Source organism: Bacteroides sp. OF03-11BH (assembly GCF_003604005.1).
GTDB lineage: Bacteria > Bacteroidota > Bacteroidia > Bacteroidales > Bacteroidaceae > Bacteroides > Bacteroides ovatus.
On record NZ_QTMW01000003.1, the window covers coordinates 132720 to 149390 of the forward strand.

Sequence of the window (16671 nt, forward strand, 5' to 3'; positions counted from 1 at the left end):
TACCACAAGCATGAAACATACCCCTATTAGCAGGCGGGATTTTCTAAAGAATTTAGGCATAGCCGGGGCTGGCACTCTTCTTGCAGCAAGCCCTTGGCTTTCTGCTTTTTCGGAGGTGACGAACACCTCAAACGAAAAGTGCCGTCTGGCAATAATCGGTCCTGGTTCCCGGGGACGTTTTTTAATGGGATTTCTGGCTAAGAACCCCAAAGTCGAGATCGTAGCATTGTGCGACATTTATAAACCGTCTATCGAGAGCGCATTGGAACTTGTGCCTAATGCCAAAGTGTATGGTGACTACCGGGAAGTGCTGGAAGATAAGTCGATAGATGCCATACTCGTAGCTACCCCTCTTAGTTCGCATTGTAAAATCGTCTTGGATGCTTTCGACGCAGGAAAGCATGTATTTTGTGAGAAGTCGATAGGTTTTACGATGGAAGAGTGTTACCGTATGTATCAGAAACATCGTAGCACGGGAAAGATTTTCTTCACTGGTCAACAACGTTTGTTCGACCCTCGTTACATCAAAGCGATGGAGATGATTCATGCGGGTACCTTTGGTGAAATAAATGCAATCCGTACCTTTTGGAACCGGAATGGCGATTGGAGACGCTCGGTACCTTCACCCAATCTGGAACGCCTGATAAACTGGCGTCTTTACAAGGAATTCTCGAAGGGACTGATGACGGAACTCGCTTGCCACCAGCTTCAGATCGGAAATTGGGCTTTGCGTAAGATTCCCGAGAAGGTGATGGGGCATGGTGCCATTACTTATTGGAAGGATGGCAGGGATGTGTATGATAATGTGAGTTGTGTATATGTCTTTGATGATGGGGTGAAGATGACGTTCGACTCCGTTATATCCAATAAATTCTATGGACTGGAAGAACAGATCATGGGTAACCTTGGTACGGTAGAACCGGAAAAGGGAAAATATTACTTTGAGAATGTGGCTCCTGCACCGGCTTTCCTGCAGATGGTGAATGATTGGGAAAACAAAGTTTTCGATTCTCTTCCTTTTGCCGGAACGAGTTGGGCTCCGGAAACTGCAAATGAGAACACTGGAGAGTTCATTATTGGAGAACGTCCTAAGAGTGACGGTACGTCCTTGTTGCTGGAAGCGTTCGTTGAAGCCGTCATAACACAAAAACAACCGGAAAGAATAGCGGAAGAAGGATACTATGCAAGTATGCTTTGTTTGCTGGGACATCAGGCACTGGAGGAAGAGCGGATGCTCTACTTCCCCGATGAATATAAAATAGATTATCTGAACCATCAATCTGTAAAAACACCCGAAGCAGTATGAAAGACACGATTGTAACCGCACGACGAAAGAAAATAGAGTTAATTACTTTACTCGTTTGTTTCGTAGTATCCAATTTGATACACCTCTATGCAATTATAGCTTATCATGCGCCATTTACGGAGATGATAACTTCTATTTTTTATATCATCATATTTACTTTTGTGCTTTATGCTTTTTGGGGGATTTTGCGTCTCTTGTTTAATGGGCTACGGGCATTGTTTACTCGTTCACGAACTTAATCAATATCAATGAAAATAAATAACTTATGGTAACACGAAGAGATTTTCTGAAAACGATGTCAATGGCTTCTGCCGGATTGGCGTTGGGGGCAGGTGACTTACTGCATGCTCAAACGATTTCACCCAAGAAAGGAAGAGGTGACAAGGTAAAGATAGCCTATATCGGCATTGGTAACCGCGGTGAACAGATTATTGAAGATTTTGCGCGGACAGGTATGGTAGAAGTGGTAGCGTTATGTGATGTGGACATGGGTGCCAAACATACGCAAAAGATTATGGCTAAATATCCGAAGGCAAAACAGTTTAGAGATTTCCGCCAGATGTTTGATAAAGCCGGTAATGAGTTTGATGCTGTGGCGATTGCTACTCCCGACCATTCACATTTCCCGATCAGTATGCTGGCATTGGCATCCGGAAAACATGTATATGTAGAAAAACCGCTGGCCCGTACTTTCTATGAAGCGGAATTGTTGATGCAAGCTGCGCTTAAACGTCCTAACTTGGTTACCCAGGTAGGAAATCAGGGACATTCTGAAGCAAACTATTTCCAGTTTAAAGCTTGGATGGATGCGGGAATTATCAAAGACGTAACTGCTATCACTGCCCACATGAATAACCCGCGCCGTTGGCATAAATGGGACACTAATATCTATAAACTTCCTTCGGGACAGCAACTGCCGAAAGATATGGACTGGGATACCTGGCTCGGAGTTACCCCTTATCACGAATATAATAAAGATTATCATTTAGGACAATGGCGTTGCTGGTATGATTTTGGTATGGGTGCATTGGGCGACTGGGGGGCGCATATCCTCGATACGGCTCACGAGTTTCTGGAACTGGGATTGCCTTATGAAGTTACCATGCAATACGCAAATGGTCATAATGATTATTTCTTCCCTTATTCTTCCACGATTCTCTTCCGCTTCCCGCAACGTAAAGGGATGCCACCGGTAGACATTACTTGGTATGACGGTCTGGATAATCTTCCTCCTATTCCTGCCGGTTATGGAGTATCGGGACTGGACCCGAACATTCCTGCGACAAATCAGGGAGATACTCCTGCGGCTAAATTGAATCCGGGAAAGATTATCTATACGAAAGATTTAATCTTTAAAGGGGGGAGTCATGGAAGCACTTTGTCTATTATTCCGGAAGAGAAAGCGAAAGAGATGGCTGGCAAATTACCGAAGGTTCCTAAAAGTCCTTCCAATCACTTCGAAAACTTCTTATTGGCATGTAACGGTATTGAAAAGACGCGCTCACCGTTCGAAATCAACGGTGTTTTGAGTCAGGTGTTCTCACTGGGTGTAATGGCTCAACGGCTTAATACACAGCTATTCTTTGACAGCCGCACGAAACAGATTACAAATAATGAATTTGCTAATGCAATGTTGGCGGGACTTCCGCCGCGTAAAGGTTGGGATGAATTTTATAAATTATAAATAGAAACAGCTTTTTCCATTCCTTTCTTTAGGAGAAGGGGATGGAGAAGGACCAATAAATAATCATGAAAAATATTGTATTAACTTTACTTTTATTTTGTGCCGCTTCGTTGGGCGCACAAAACTGGGAACCTCTTTTCAACGGGAAAAACCTGAAAGGATGGAAGAAATTGAATGGCAAAGCCGAGTATAAAATTGTAGATGGCGCTATTGTCGGTGTATCTAAGATGGGAACTCCCAATACATTCCTGGCAACGACAAAGAATTATGGTGACTTTATCCTTGAATTTGATTTCAAGATAGATGATGGTTTAAATTCCGGCGTACAGCTTCGCAGTGAAAGCAAGAAGGATTATAAGAAAGGCCGCGTACACGGTTATCAGTTTGAGATTGATCCTTCGAAGCGCGCTTGGTCGGGTGGCATTTATGATGAGGCACGTAGAAACTGGCTTTATCCTTTGACACTGAATCCGTCGGCAAAAACCGCTTTTAAGAATAACGCATGGAATAAAGCCCGTATTGAAGCTGTTGGTAATTCGATCCGTACCTGGATAAACGGAGTTCCTTGTGCTAATATCTGGGATGATATGACTCCTGTAGGTTTCATTGCTTTGCAAGTGCACGCTATTGGAAATGCGGCTGATGAAGGAAAAACAGTTCGTTGGAAGGATATCCGTATTTGTACGACGGATGTAGAACGCTATCAGACACCGGAAGTGCAAGCTGCACCGGAAGTGAATCTGATTGCCAACACGATTTCTCCGAGCGAAGCAAAAGAAGGCTGGGCTCTATTATGGGATGGTAAGACTACTGACGGATGGAGAGGCGCTAAACTTTCTACTTTCCCTGCAAAAGGCTGGAAGATAGAAAATGGTATTTTGAAAGTAATGAAGAGTGGTGGAGCTGAATCTGCAAATGGTGGTGATATTGTGACTACCCGTAAATACAAGAACTTTATTCTGAAAGTAGACTTCAAGATTACTGAAGGTGCAAATAGCGGAGTTAAATATTTTGTGAATCCGGGGCTGAATAAAGGGGAAGGCTCTGCTATCGGTTGCGAATTCCAGATTCTTGACGATGACAAGCATCCTGATGCAAAACTGGGTGTGAAAGGCAACAGAAAGCTGGGCTCGTTGTATGACCTGATTCCGGCTCCTAAAGATAAACCATTCAACAAGAAAGAATTCAATACTGCTACTATCATTGTAAAAGGCAATCATGTAGAACATTGGCTGAACGGAGTTAAGCTGATTGAGTATGATCGTAACAATGATATGTGGAATGCATTGGTAGCATACAGTAAATATAAAAACTGGCCTAATTTCGGAAATCCGGAGGAAGGTAATATACTTCTTCAGGACCACGGAGATGAAGTATGGTTCAAGAACGTGAAGATTAAAGAACTGAAATAGTTCCGTTTTCTAGTTATTAGGAGATACGTCAAAACTCCTTTATGATTTTTATTCAGGCACGGATTACACGGGTTTCACGGTTACTCTAATGAAATAAAAACCGCGTAATCTGTGTAATCCGTGCCTAATTTGTGTTTTATACGATGCAGACCACTATTCAACATCTATACAAACCGTCAAATGATGGTAACTCCTTGTTTTATGCCTGGTTCCTTTCCATGCATACACGGGTGGATATTATCTTATGCAGCCGGAAACCGGAAGGGGAGTTGCTGCTTGTGGTCAATCGTATTTATGATGCATTGTGTCGGCTGGAAAAGATGGCGAACTTTTATGATCCGGCCAGCGAATTGTCTATTCTCAACCGGACAGCCTCTGTTTCTCCCGTTGTTCTTAGCGAAGAACTTTATTCAATGATCGATTTATGTCTGGAATATAATGGTAGGACTTTGGGATGCTTCGATATCACAGTTCATTCGGAAAATTACAATCAGAACACTATACATTCAGTACATTTATCTGCCGGAGATCGTAGTGTCGCTTTTTCACAGCCGGGAGTAACTATCAATTTGTCCGGCTTTCTCAAGGGATATGCTTTGGAAACAATCAGAGGTATATTGAATGAGGCTCTGATAGAAAATGCATTGATAAATATGGGAAACAGTTCTATTCTTGCTTTGGGTAATCATCCGGTAGGTTCGGGATGGAAAATTAATGATATACTTCTTCACAACGAATGCCTTACAACCTCCGGCAATGACTCTCCCAGCCGTCGGCACATTGTTTCTCCCCAAAATGGAAAATTGGTGGAGGGCGTCAAACAAATTGCTGTAGTAACAACTAACGGATCAATAGGGGAAATCTTGTCTACCAGTTTATTTGCTGCTGACAGCGAACAGCGTAAGGCTTTGCTGGCTGAATCTTCTTCTGTATTAAACCGTTTTTTCTTTATTGGTTACTAGGTATTTTTTTAGGGCGTGTGGTATTGCTTGATAGAGTTTACTGGGATGATAAAGCTTGGCCTAATCTTTTGGGTAACGGTTCAGCTGTAAAGACTGAAACAGATAGGTAAAAAGAATGTGAGGTATGTTAAAAAAAACTTTCATTATGGAATTTTTGATATACCTTTTTCATTATTCGGAATTTATTTTGTCTTTGTAGGAACATTATCGTCTATGCCGAAGGTGCGGGGTAGACATTTTGAGGATTCGTCGCATTATTGATTCTATTCCGGAGAATGGTTATATTGCTTCCAATTACGTACAAGCATTACTGCATGCTGCCGGTACTCCGCTGGTAGATGAGTTTGTTTCCGATAATAAAGAGGAGCTAGTAGCTTTCGTTCGTCGGTGCAGATTTCTGATTCATTCACTGCGTGCTTATATAATTATTCAGGGAACACGTGGACAAAAGAGAGTCAAAGAAGATAAATTTGCTGAAACTATTGTTCGTTTGTCCGCCTTGCTACATTTCGCTACAGAAATCAAAGAAATGGATATAAATCCGTTTTTAGCTGCGCAAAGAGCCGTTATAACAGTTGATGCGTGTATCCGAATAGAAAAATAGGACTATTCTTTCATTCATTGAGACATATTTACTATCTTTCCGCTATGATTTTGCCTACATTTGGTAACTCAAAACGAAAGGATAGAAAACACATAGTATGAAGAAAACCCTGACTCTTTTAATCTGTCTTATTTGTTATCAGATACTCTGTCACGCTCAAGTGGCAGACGAACACTATTATTTCAAAAATCTAAGTGTACAGAATGGATTATCGCAGAATACAGTAAATACAATTTTACAGGATAAGCAGGGCTTTATGTGGTTCGGCACCAAGGATGGACTGAACAGATATGACGGTCTGTCATTCCGTAAATTTAAGCATGATGACCGTAGTCAGCGGAGCATAGGCAATAATTTCATCACGGCACTTTACGAGGATGAAAAAGGAAGTATCTGGGTGGGTACGGACGTAGGGCTTTATATCTATTATCCGGAAAAAGATTCTTTCGAGCATTTTACCAAACAAAGTGTAGAGAATACAAGGATAGAACATACTGTGACGGCTATCTCCGGAGATAATCAGGGGTGTGTCTGGATGGCAGTGGAATCACAGGGATTGTTCTGTTATAATCTGGAAAAAGGAGAGCTTCAGAACTATACCTTACAGAACTTCTCCTTTCTTACCACCAATGTTGAGACTTTTGCTTTTGACAATAGCGGAACCCTTTGGATCGGCTGTTATGGCGATGGACTTTTCTATTCGAAAGACTGTCTGAAAACTCTCCATCCTTATTTATCGCCTGTGAATAACAAGGAAATTTATGCGAACGACGTAGTGACCTGTATTGTAAAAGGTGCATACAACTGCTTGTATATAAGTTCTTTAAAAGGAGGAGTGAAAGAATTGAATCTGACTTCAAACAAATTGCATGATTTACTTTTCGAAGATGAATCCGGGGAGTCTGTTTTCTGTCGTGAACTGTTGGTTGCTTCTGACAATGAACTATGGATTGGTGCAGAGTCGGGACTTTATATCTATAATCTCCGGCTAGGTAAGTACGTTCATTTGCGCAGTTCGATTAATGATCCTTATTCTTTATCCGATAATGCCATTTATTCATTGTGTAAAGATCGTGAGGGTGGCATTTGGATTGGCTCTTACTTCGGCGGTATAAACTACTATCCTCGTTTTTATACGAACTTCGAGAAATATTATCCGAAAGGAATAGAGAATGGCCTGCACGGGAAACGAGTGCGTGAGTTCTGTCAAGATAACCAGGGAATTCTATGGATTGGTACGGAAGATGGTGGCTTGAATCGTTTTAATCCTAAAACCAAGACTTTTTCTTTCTTTACGCCAAGTAATGCTTTTACAAATGTTCACGGACTGTGCCTGGTTGATGATAATCTTTGGGTGGGAACTTTCTCGAAAGGAGTAAAAGTGGTGGATACTCGTACAGGAGCTATTGTGAAAACCTATCAGAAGACAGACTCGCCCCGTTCATTGATAGATAATAGCGTTTTCTCCATTTGCCGAACGACGACGGGGGATATTTATCTGGGTACTTTATTCGGTTTGTTGCGCTACAACAGACAATCTGATGATTTTGACCGGATACCGGAACTGAATGGCCGGTTTGTATATGATATAAAAGAAGATTCGGGAGGAAACCTCTGGCTGGCCACTTACGCAAACGGTGCTTACTGTTATAATGTAAGTGAGAAGAAATGGAAGAATTATTTGCATAATGAAAATAATCCGAAAAGCCTTCCTTATGATAAAGTGGTAAGTATCTTCGAAGATTCTCACCGACAAGTTTGGTTGACAACTCAAGGTGGAGGGTTCTGTTTGTTTCATCCGGAAACGGAAACCTTTACCAGCTATAATCTGGCAGACGGATTGCCAAATGATGTCGTTTATCAGATTGTGGAAGATAAAGATGGACTTTTCTGGCTGACAACGAATAATGGCCTCGTATGTTTCCAACCTACTACCGGAGCAATGAAAGTATATACTACCTCCAATGGTTTGCTGGGCGATCAGTTTAATTACCACTCCAGCCTGGAGACGGAAGATGGTACGATTTATCTGGGAAGTATCGACGGCTTTATCGCTTTCAATCCGAAGACCTTTTCAGAGAATAGGTCGCTCCCATCTATTGTGATTACGGATTTCCTATTGTTTGGCAAAGAAGTGTATGTCGGTGAACCGGGATCTCTATTGGAAAAGAGTATCACTTTCTCTGATGAACTTATTCTTCAGTCTAGTCAGAACTCTTTCTCTTTCCGGGTAACAGCATTGGACTTTCAAGCTCCAAGAATGAGTAAAATCATGTATAAATTGGATGGTTTTGATGCGGATTGGCTGACAATTGGCGAAAGCCCTATTGTTACTTATTCCAATCTGCGATATGGCAATTATACATTCAAAGTGAAGGTTTCTAATAGTGATGGAGTATGGAATGAAAATGGAATATCATTAAAAGTACATATTCTTCCTCCTTTCTATCTTTCTGTTTGGGCTTATTTTGTATATGCTTTGTTGATTATAGGTTGTTCTTTGTATGTAATTATATATTTCAAGAGGCGTAGTAACAACAAGCATCGCAGGCAGATGGAGAAGTTTGAGCAGGAGAAAGAACGTGAAGTTTATCATGCAAAGATTGACTTTTTTACGAATGTAGCTCATGAAATACGTACACCGTTGACATTGATTAAAGGTCCGTTGGAAAATATCATACTGAAAAAACAAGTGGATGCTGAAACCCGTGAAGACTTGAACGTCATGAAACAGAACACGGAACGATTACTCAATCTGACCAATCAGCTACTTGACTTCCGCAAGACGGAAAGCCAGGGATTCCGGTTGAACTTTGCAAAATGCAATATAACAGAGGTCTTGAAGGAAACTCATGTACGTTTCACTTCTCTTGCAAAACAGAAAGGGTTGGAATTTACCTTACAGGTACCAGAAAAAGATTTCTATGCCCATGTTAATCAGGAAGCATTTACGAAGATCATCAGCAACTTGTTGAACAATGGAATGAAATATGCCGAGAGTTATGTACATGTAATGCTGGAAATACCCGAAACTGATGATGATAATCTATTCCGTATTCGCACAGTAAACGATGGAGTAATCATTCCTGATGAAATGAAAGAGGAGATTTTTAAACCTTTTGTTCGTTTCAATGAGCAAGAGGATGGAAAGGTGACTACTGGCACTGGAATCGGTTTGGCACTCTCTCGCTCGTTGGCTGAATTACATCAGGGAACTTTGGCTATGGAGACAGGAGAAGAAAGTAACATTTTCTGTCTGACTTTACCGGTCGTTCAGGATATGACAATCACTTTAACCCCAGAGGCGGAGGTGGAAATTGATAGGGTAAACGAAATCCCTGCCGAACAGGCGGGAAGGAAAGATAACCGTCCCACTGTGCTGGTAGTAGAAGATAATCCTGATATGCTTACTTTTGTTGTTCGTCAATTGTCGAGAGATTATACAGTGTTGACAGCTACTAATGGTGCAGAAGCATTGAAGGTGCTTGATGGTAACTATGTGAATCTGGTGATAAGTGATGTTGTGATGCCCGTGATGGATGGTTTCGAATTGTGTAAGACGATTAAGTCGGATTTGAATTACAGCCATATTCCGGTTATCCTGCTGACTGCCAAGACCAATATACAATCAAAGATAGAGGGGATGGAACTGGGAGCAGATGCTTATATTGAAAAACCTTTCTCTGTAGAATATCTACAAGCGTGTGCTTCTAACCTTATTCAGAATAGAGAGAAACTGCGTCAAGCTTTTGCGGAGTCTCCTTTTATAGCTGCTAATACAATGGCTTTAACAAAAGCTGATGAGGAATTTATCAAAAGGTTGAACGAAGTAATTCAGATTAATTATGCCAATCCTGAATTTAGCATGGATGACATGGCAGATAACCTGAATATGAGCAGGTCTAACTTTTATCGGAAAATAAAGGGAGTGTTGGATTTGAGTCCGAATGAGTTCTTACGCCTGGAGCGTTTGAAAAAGGCAGCTCAATTGTTGAAAGAGGGAGAAAACCGGGTGAATGAAATCTGCTACATGGTGGGATTTAATTCTCCGTCTTACTTTGCTAAATGTTTCCAAAAGCAATTTGGGGTATTGCCTAAGGATTTTGTTAATTCGAAAGAAGAGTAGATTATATATAGAGTTGTATTTCACTCTATATCATCTGTTATATTGAGGATTTATAATTTATAAGTGTGAAAATTTTAATAATACGATAAGATATGATGACCAGACAAAAGACTTTGTGGTTTACACTATTACTAATTGGATTGTATACCAGTTTTCTGAATGCCAGTGAGATAACGAGATGGGTGATTACTTCACCTGACAGTATTTGCTGGAGAGTGAATGGTGTGCATAATGACCATATTGAAATGAGTGGACTGAAAGTTTCAACAGTATTGCGCTATGGTGTTAATGAAGCTGGTGAATGGGTGATTGACCGGAATATGGTTTTACCTACTTTTCGTACTATCCCTAATGATACCCATGGTAGTTTGCAGCATCATTTTAATGGAGACTGGGCACATTTATGCCTTGTAAATGGCCAGCCGTTAGTAGGTGAAAAGGTAGAGACTGTATCGCTGAATGGAATTATGACTGTAAAGAGTGTATATGCTACTAGAGGGATTTCGTTGACACGTACACTTTTTCCTTCCACGTCACAACCGGCCTTCTGTGAGAAATATGAGTTGGAGAATACGACAGATCACCCACAGACAGTTCAGCTCCCATCGACCACTCTTTCTTATTATACTGATGAGGCAAAAGGAGTGGAAGGCAGTTATACATTAACGGCTACCCTTTCTTCTCCGGTAAAAGATGGTACTTATCTACTGAAAGCCGGAGAAAAGGCCTGGTTTCAGGTAATCTATGCAGGATATAAGAAACATGATCAGGAGTTGGCGTTGGATGTTAATAATGAACTTCTGGCACGTCGGAGATTTTTGAGTCAGATACAGGGTAACCTTGTGTTAGAGACTCCGAGTGACGTAATCAATACTATGTTTTCTTTTGCCAAGATACGTGGTTCGGAAAGCATATTTGATACTAAAGGCGGATATATGCAGAGCCCAGGTGGAGAAGCTTATTACGCTGCTGTTTGGGCGAATGATCAGGCCGAATATATCAATCCATTTTTTCCATATTTAGGTTATCAAGCCGGAAACCGTTCGGCTATGGATTCATTCGGGTTGTTTATGCGCTATATGAATGATGAGTATAAACCTTTACCTTCATCTATAATTGCAGAAGGGATTGATTGTTTTGGTGTTGCGGGTGATCGTGGTGATGTAGCAATGGTTGGCTATGGCGCAGCACGTTATGCTTTGGCATCCGGTAATTGTAATGAGGCTGAAAAATTGTGGCCGCTGATTGAATGGTGTCTGGAATATTGTCATCGCCAGCTGAATGCGGATGGGGTGGTAAAATCTGATTCTGATGAACTTGAAAATCGTTTTCCTGCCGGAAAAGCCAATCTATGTACATCTTCATTATATTATGATGCCTTGGTTTCAGCTGCTTATTTGGGAAAGGCACTGAAAAAAGAACATAAACAGATAAAGTCTTATCAGGATAGGGCTGCTGAACTTTATAAGAATATTGATGCATATTTTGCCCGTAATGTAGAGGGGTATGACACCTATCGTTATTATGATGGTAATACAGTGCTGCGTTCATGGATTTGCATTCCTCTGACTATGGGTATTTATGATCAGGCGAAAGGTACTGTGGAGGCTCTATTCTCTGATAAACTGTGGATGGAGAATGGGTTGTTAACTCAATCGGGTACTTCTACTTATTGGGATCGTTCTACACTCTATGCTTTCCGGGGGGCTTACTCTTGTGGTGCCAGAGATATAGCTACTGAATATTTGGATAAATACTCTGCTACTCGTTTGTTGGGTGATCATGTTCCTTACGCAGTGGAAGCGTGGCCGGAGGGAAACCAAAGGCATTTATCCACAGAAAGTGCTTTGTATTGTCGCATTATGACCGAGGGGTTGTTCGGTATCCGTCCCATTGCATTGGATGCTTTTATGATGACACCGCAGCTACCGGAAAGTTGGAATACGATGTCATTGAAACGTATCTGTGCATTTGGTTCCATATTCGATATTGAGGTGAAGCGCGATAAAGATGACAAACTGTTGGTTCTGATAAAAAAGGATCATAAGATTGTAAAAAGAAGTAAGATTACGAATGGAAAACCGATTGAAGTACGTATTTAAATAAGATAAAATAATCTGTCTTTTGATTTAAGCCAATTTTGGTAACAAAATTGGCTTAAATATTATTTTTAGTACGCTTTTGGTTTATTTGTCACATCATTTGGTCAGGTTATTTCCTAATGATTGGCAGATACGCCCTATTTTTGTGTCGGATGTCATTAACAAATTAAATATCTTATTTTTTATATGAGAAATCTATTTATCGTATTTTATTGTCTGGTATCAGCTCTTACTATTAAGGCAAATGGACAGGATAGTTTGTGGAAGATACAGACAACTGATTATCACGGAACTTATTACGGGGCAACAGTTGCCAATGGGGGGATTGGTATCCTGCCGTGGAAAGAACCGTTTTCTATTCGCCATGTCATGCTAAACCATGTTTTTGATTCTGCTACTCCTCAAGATGTGAGTCGTGTTTTACGAGGAATCAATCCATTCAATTTGCAGATGCAAATTAATGGACAGACTGTAAATGGTGATAATATTTCGAGATGGGAACAGTGTATAGATATGAAAGAGGCTACCCATAATACGCACTTCACTTGTGATGGAAAAGCGGATGTATCTTATAGCATCTGTGCTCTAAGAAATTTACCTTATGCAGGACTGGTTCGTGTGGAGGTTGTGGCACTGGGGGATATGTATTTGACAGTGTCAAATCCTATTGAGATACCTGATGAGTATAAAAACATAGGTTCGAAACTGGTCAATGTGAATGTTAATGGGAATGATATAAAAATAGTGCGTACTTGGGCTTTATCAAAATACCGCGAACAAAAAGTTTCAGCTTCTTCCGCATTTATTTATGATAAGAATTCCAGTGTGCAGCAACAATATAATGGGAGTGGTCAGATTTCTATTTCATTAAAGAAAGGAGAGAAATTCTTTTTTACTTTATTAGGTGCTGTTTGTACCGGACGTGATTTTATAGATCCATACAATGAGTCAGACCGTGAAGTGATTTATGGTGCGAAAGAGGGATTGACGCGTCTGATGGATGGGCATCGGAAACTCTGGAACGAGATGTGGAAAGGTGATATTGTGATTGAGGGGGATGATGAAGCACAGCGTACTGTGCGTTTTGCACTTTATAATCTGTATTCCAATGCACGCAAAGGAAGTCGGTTGAGTATACCTCCTTTTGGACTTTCTTCACAGGGATATAATGGGCATATTTTCTGGGATACCGAATTTTGGATGTATCCGCCTATGCTCTTTATGAATCAGGGCATTGCACGAACAATGATGGATTATCGTACAGATAGGCTGGAAGCTGCTTGCCAGAAAGCATTAAGTTATGGATATGATGGGGCTATGTTTCCTTGGGAAAGTGATGATGCAGGAGAAGAAGCGTGTCCGACTTGGGCGTTGACTGGTCCTTTTGAACATCATATCACAGCTGATATCGCCATTGCGGCCTGGAATTATTACTGTATGAGTGGCGATCAGCGATGGTTGCGTGAAGAAGGATTCCCTTTAATGGAGAAAGTGGCAGAATTTTGGGTAAGTCGTGTAGAAAAGAATGACGATGGTTCTTATTCGATTCGTAATGTGGTTTGTGCCGATGAATACGCAGAGGGTGATGATAATGCCTTCACGAACGGTACTGTTATACGCGCATTACAGGATGCTGCTAAAGCTGCTTCCATATGTGGGCTTAAAGCTCCAGTAATTTGGAAGGAAATAGCAGCAAAGTTGCGCATCCCCAAATTTGAAAATGGAGTGACTATGGAGTATGATGGTTATAATGGACAGGTTATCAAGCAGGCGGATGCTAATTTACTGGTATATCCATTGAACCTGATTACCCGTCCGGAAGAAATTCGTAAGGATTTGGAGTATTATGAGGGAAAGATTGACAAAGGAGGCCCCGCAATGTCATTCTCTGTATTGGCTTTGCAATATGCACGCCTTGGTGAAGGGGATAAGGCTTATGAATTATTTGTGCAAAGCTTCCGTCCCAACCAGCTACCTCCGTTCGGTGTACTTTCTGAAGGTGCAGGAGGTACTAATCCTTATTTCTCAACTGGTGCGGGAGGACTTTTGCAGGCTGTAATCAATGGCTTTTGTGGTTTGGAAATTACAGATAGCGGTATTAAACAATTGCCTTCGAAATTGCCAGGACATTGGAAGAAGTTGGTAGTTAAAGGAGTCGGACCGGATGGTAAAACATATGTCCGGCTTCAGAAATGAGTTCAATTTTTTCGGTTGCGTAAATAAGAGTCAGAAGATGTATACTTTGGGAGGGAAATTGAGACTGGAATTTCATTTATTGACCTGTTTTTAATATCCTAAGCTGGTAGAATTCCATACTTTTGTTGCGTATCACACAGGCTACAAAATATTAGCTGTTGCTCAAGTTTGAAAATGAATTATTAGTGTATTAACAGAACCAGTATTTATTTTATTACTGATTCATTTAATTGAATTTACATGAATTTAAAATGCTTATTTTGTGGAATACTTATTGGGTTATATGTTGAGGCTGTTGAAGCCGTCAATTATACTCCAGAAAAGATTTCAGCATCTATTTCCTTAAAAGTACCGGGAAATGAATCGGAAAAATACTCGCTGGATATGCGGCAGTTGAAGAATGACTGTTCATCTTATCTGTTGGAACCTTCCAAAGGTATTCCGATGGTAATAACTCAGAGAATGGAGGATATGAATGGTAAGTTACGTATCAATGTCAGTCTAACTGCATTAGAGGATGTTTATTTTAATTTTAGCGAGCAGTTGTCAACCGGTTTTAATCATGATGATTGCCAGTTCTATATGCCGGGGTTCTGGTATCGTCGCAATCTGCGATCTCCTAAGGAAGCACCTTCATTTCATACATCAGACAGCTGGTTGGTGCGTGAGGATAGATTGAGTGCTCCTCTTACAGGTATTTATTCAGAAAAGGAAAAAAGCTTTGTGACGGTGAGTCGTATAGACAATTTTGCTAATGAGGTTTTGTCTACTCATCGAGAGGGAGAAATCATTCTTTCAGGTAAAACTTCAATAGGTTTTACTGGATTCGAAAATCAGAATGGAGTGGCAACACTTTCTTTCGGTTTTCCTTACCGTGAAGCACCTAAAAGCTATATTCGAAAATTAACATTGGCTCCGGCGGTAGAGGCTTTTCAGTCTCTGAGAAAAGGAGAAACAATGTTACTGACATGGGAGATCTTGGAGAATAAAGCTGATGATTATTCTGATTTTATTCGGAATGCGTGGGAGTATAGCTATGACACTTATGCTCCGGTTCCGGTTGATACTCCTTATTCTATTGAGGATATGAAAGAAGTTATGAGCCGTTTTTTTGTGAATAGTCTGGTGACTGGTAATTCGTTGACTTTTAATTCGGGTATTCATTTGCGGACTGCTGATTGTCAGAGTAACGGTCAGGCAGAAGTTGGTTTTATTGGCCGTGTACTCCTTAATGCATTCAATGCTTGGGAATATAGTTGGCAATGTGGCAGAGAAGATCTGAAAGAAAACAGTATGAAAGTATTCGATAGTTATTTGAAGAATGGCTTTACCCAGGCTGGTTTCTTTAAAGAATCGGTAAACTTTGATAGAGGGTATGAAGATCCTGTACATAGTATTCGTCGTCAATCAGAAGGAGTTTATGCTATGCTTCATTTTCTTGCTTATGAAAGGGAGAATGGCCGTCGTCATCCTGAATGGGAACAAAAGATGAAAAATATGCTCGATATACTTCTGCAGTTGCAACATGAAGATGGCAGTTTCCCCCGTAAATTCCACGATGATTTTACAATAGTCGATAATAGTGGAGGAAGTACACCCTCGGCCACTTTACCTTTAATAATGGGATATAAATATTTTAAGGATAAACGTTATTTAGCTAGTGCTAAAAGGACAGCAGATTATTTGGAGAAAGTCTTGATATCTAAAGCTGACTATTTTTCATCTACTCTCGATGCCAATTGTGAAGATAAAGAGGCTTCTCTTTATGCTGCTACGGCAACTTATTATCTTTCGTTGATAACGAAAGGAGATGAGCATCGTCATTATGCCGACCTGACAAGAAAGGCTGCTTATTTTGCATTGTCATGGTATTATGTATGGGACGTTCCTTTTGCTCAAGGTCAGATGTTGGGTGATATCGGTCTAAAAACTCGTGGTTGGGGTAATGTTTCTGTAGAAAATAACCATATTGATGTGTTTGTTTTTGAATTTGCTTCGGTACTGCAATGGTTGTCAAAGGAATATAAGGAGCCACGTTTTGCCCATTTCGCGGAGGTGATTTCTACTTCCATGCGCCAATTGTTACCTCATGAAGGGCATCTATGTGGAATTGCCAAATCCGGTTTTTATCCGGAAGTCGTTCAACATACCAACTGGGATTATGGCAAAAATGGGAAAGGGTATTATAACGATATCTTCGCACCGGGATGGACAGTCGCTTCTTTGTGGGAGTTATTGACTCCGGGGCGTGCGGAACATTTCTTAAAATGACAGAAATA

9 protein-coding genes and 1 pseudogene are annotated in these 16671 nt (G+C 40.8%); all 10 read left to right on the forward strand.

The window, feature by feature from the left end; all coding sequences use genetic code 11:
* Window positions 1-10 precede the first annotated feature (10 nt).
* The 10 genes and pseudogenes from DXA54_RS03395 (at window position 11) to DXA54_RS03440 (ending at window position 16663) form a co-directional block, all read left to right on the forward strand.
* Window positions 11-1306 carry a Gfo/Idh/MocA family oxidoreductase gene (locus DXA54_RS03395; protein ID WP_008646560.1) on the forward strand — a complete coding sequence of 432 codons (1296 nt, stop codon included), beginning with the start codon at window positions 11-13 and terminating at the stop codon, window positions 1304-1306.
* Entirely contained in the window at window positions 1303-1545 is a 243-nt protein-coding gene (locus DXA54_RS28450; protein ID WP_008646559.1) for a hypothetical protein, read from the forward strand. The genes DXA54_RS03395 and DXA54_RS28450 overlap by 4 nt, the downstream gene beginning before the upstream one ends.
* 26 nt (window positions 1546-1571) lie before the next feature.
* A complete protein-coding gene (locus tag DXA54_RS03405; RefSeq protein ID WP_004311145.1) occupies window positions 1572-2990 on the forward strand; it encodes a Gfo/Idh/MocA family oxidoreductase in 1419 nt (472 codons plus the stop codon).
* A 62-nt stretch (window positions 2991-3052) separates the two neighbouring features.
* Window positions 3053-4402: a DUF1080 domain-containing protein gene (locus DXA54_RS03410; protein ID WP_120078979.1), complete on the forward strand. Its 1350-nt coding sequence runs from the start codon at window positions 3053-3055 to the stop codon at window positions 4400-4402.
* A gap of 143 nt (window positions 4403-4545) precedes the next feature.
* Window positions 4546-5364, forward strand: coding sequence for an FAD:protein FMN transferase (locus DXA54_RS03415; protein ID WP_008646558.1), 819 nt, complete (start codon window positions 4546-4548; stop codon window positions 5362-5364).
* Window positions 5365-5590: 226 nt separating this feature from the next.
* Window positions 5591-5968: pseudogene (locus tag DXA54_RS03420) on the forward strand (acetate--CoA ligase family protein); the annotation flags it as partial.
* 97 nt (window positions 5969-6065) lie between these two features.
* Window positions 6066-10094 carry a two-component regulator propeller domain-containing protein gene (locus DXA54_RS03425; protein WP_120078980.1) on the forward strand — a complete coding sequence of 1343 codons (4029 nt, stop codon included), beginning with the start codon at window positions 6066-6068 and terminating at the stop codon, window positions 10092-10094.
* Between the two features lie 92 nt (window positions 10095-10186).
* A complete protein-coding gene (locus tag DXA54_RS03430; protein ID WP_004311150.1) occupies window positions 10187-12196 on the forward strand; it encodes a hypothetical protein in 2010 nt (669 codons plus the stop codon).
* Window positions 12197-12382: 186 nt separating this feature from the next.
* Window positions 12383-14392: a glycosyl hydrolase family 95 catalytic domain-containing protein gene (locus tag DXA54_RS03435; RefSeq protein ID WP_004311151.1), complete on the forward strand. Its 2010-nt coding sequence runs from the start codon at window positions 12383-12385 to the stop codon at window positions 14390-14392.
* A 240-nt stretch (window positions 14393-14632) separates the two neighbouring features.
* On the forward strand, window positions 14633-16663 hold the full coding sequence (locus tag DXA54_RS03440) for a hypothetical protein (RefSeq protein WP_004311152.1): 2031 nt from the start codon (window positions 14633-14635) through the stop codon (window positions 16661-16663).
* The last annotated feature ends 8 nt before the right edge of the window (window positions 16664-16671 follow it).

Coding starts and splice junctions, on each gene's coding strand:
- DXA54_RS03395 (WP_008646560.1), top strand. CDS start 11: ATGAAACATACCCCTATTAGCAGGCGGGATTTTCTAAAGAATTTAGGC.
- DXA54_RS28450 (WP_008646559.1), top strand. CDS start 1,303: ATGAAAGACACGATTGTAACCGCACGACGAAAGAAAATAGAGTTAATT.
- DXA54_RS03405 (WP_004311145.1), top strand. CDS start 1,572: ATGGTAACACGAAGAGATTTTCTGAAAACGATGTCAATGGCTTCTGCC.
- DXA54_RS03415 (WP_008646558.1), top strand. CDS start 4,546: ATGCAGACCACTATTCAACATCTATACAAACCGTCAAATGATGGTAAC.
- DXA54_RS03425 (WP_120078980.1), top strand. CDS start 6,066: ATGAAGAAAACCCTGACTCTTTTAATCTGTCTTATTTGTTATCAGATA.
- DXA54_RS03430 (WP_004311150.1), top strand. CDS start 10,187: ATGATGACCAGACAAAAGACTTTGTGGTTTACACTATTACTAATTGGA.
- DXA54_RS03435 (WP_004311151.1), top strand. CDS start 12,383: ATGAGAAATCTATTTATCGTATTTTATTGTCTGGTATCAGCTCTTACT.
- DXA54_RS03440 (WP_004311152.1), top strand. CDS start 14,633: ATGAATTTAAAATGCTTATTTTGTGGAATACTTATTGGGTTATATGTT.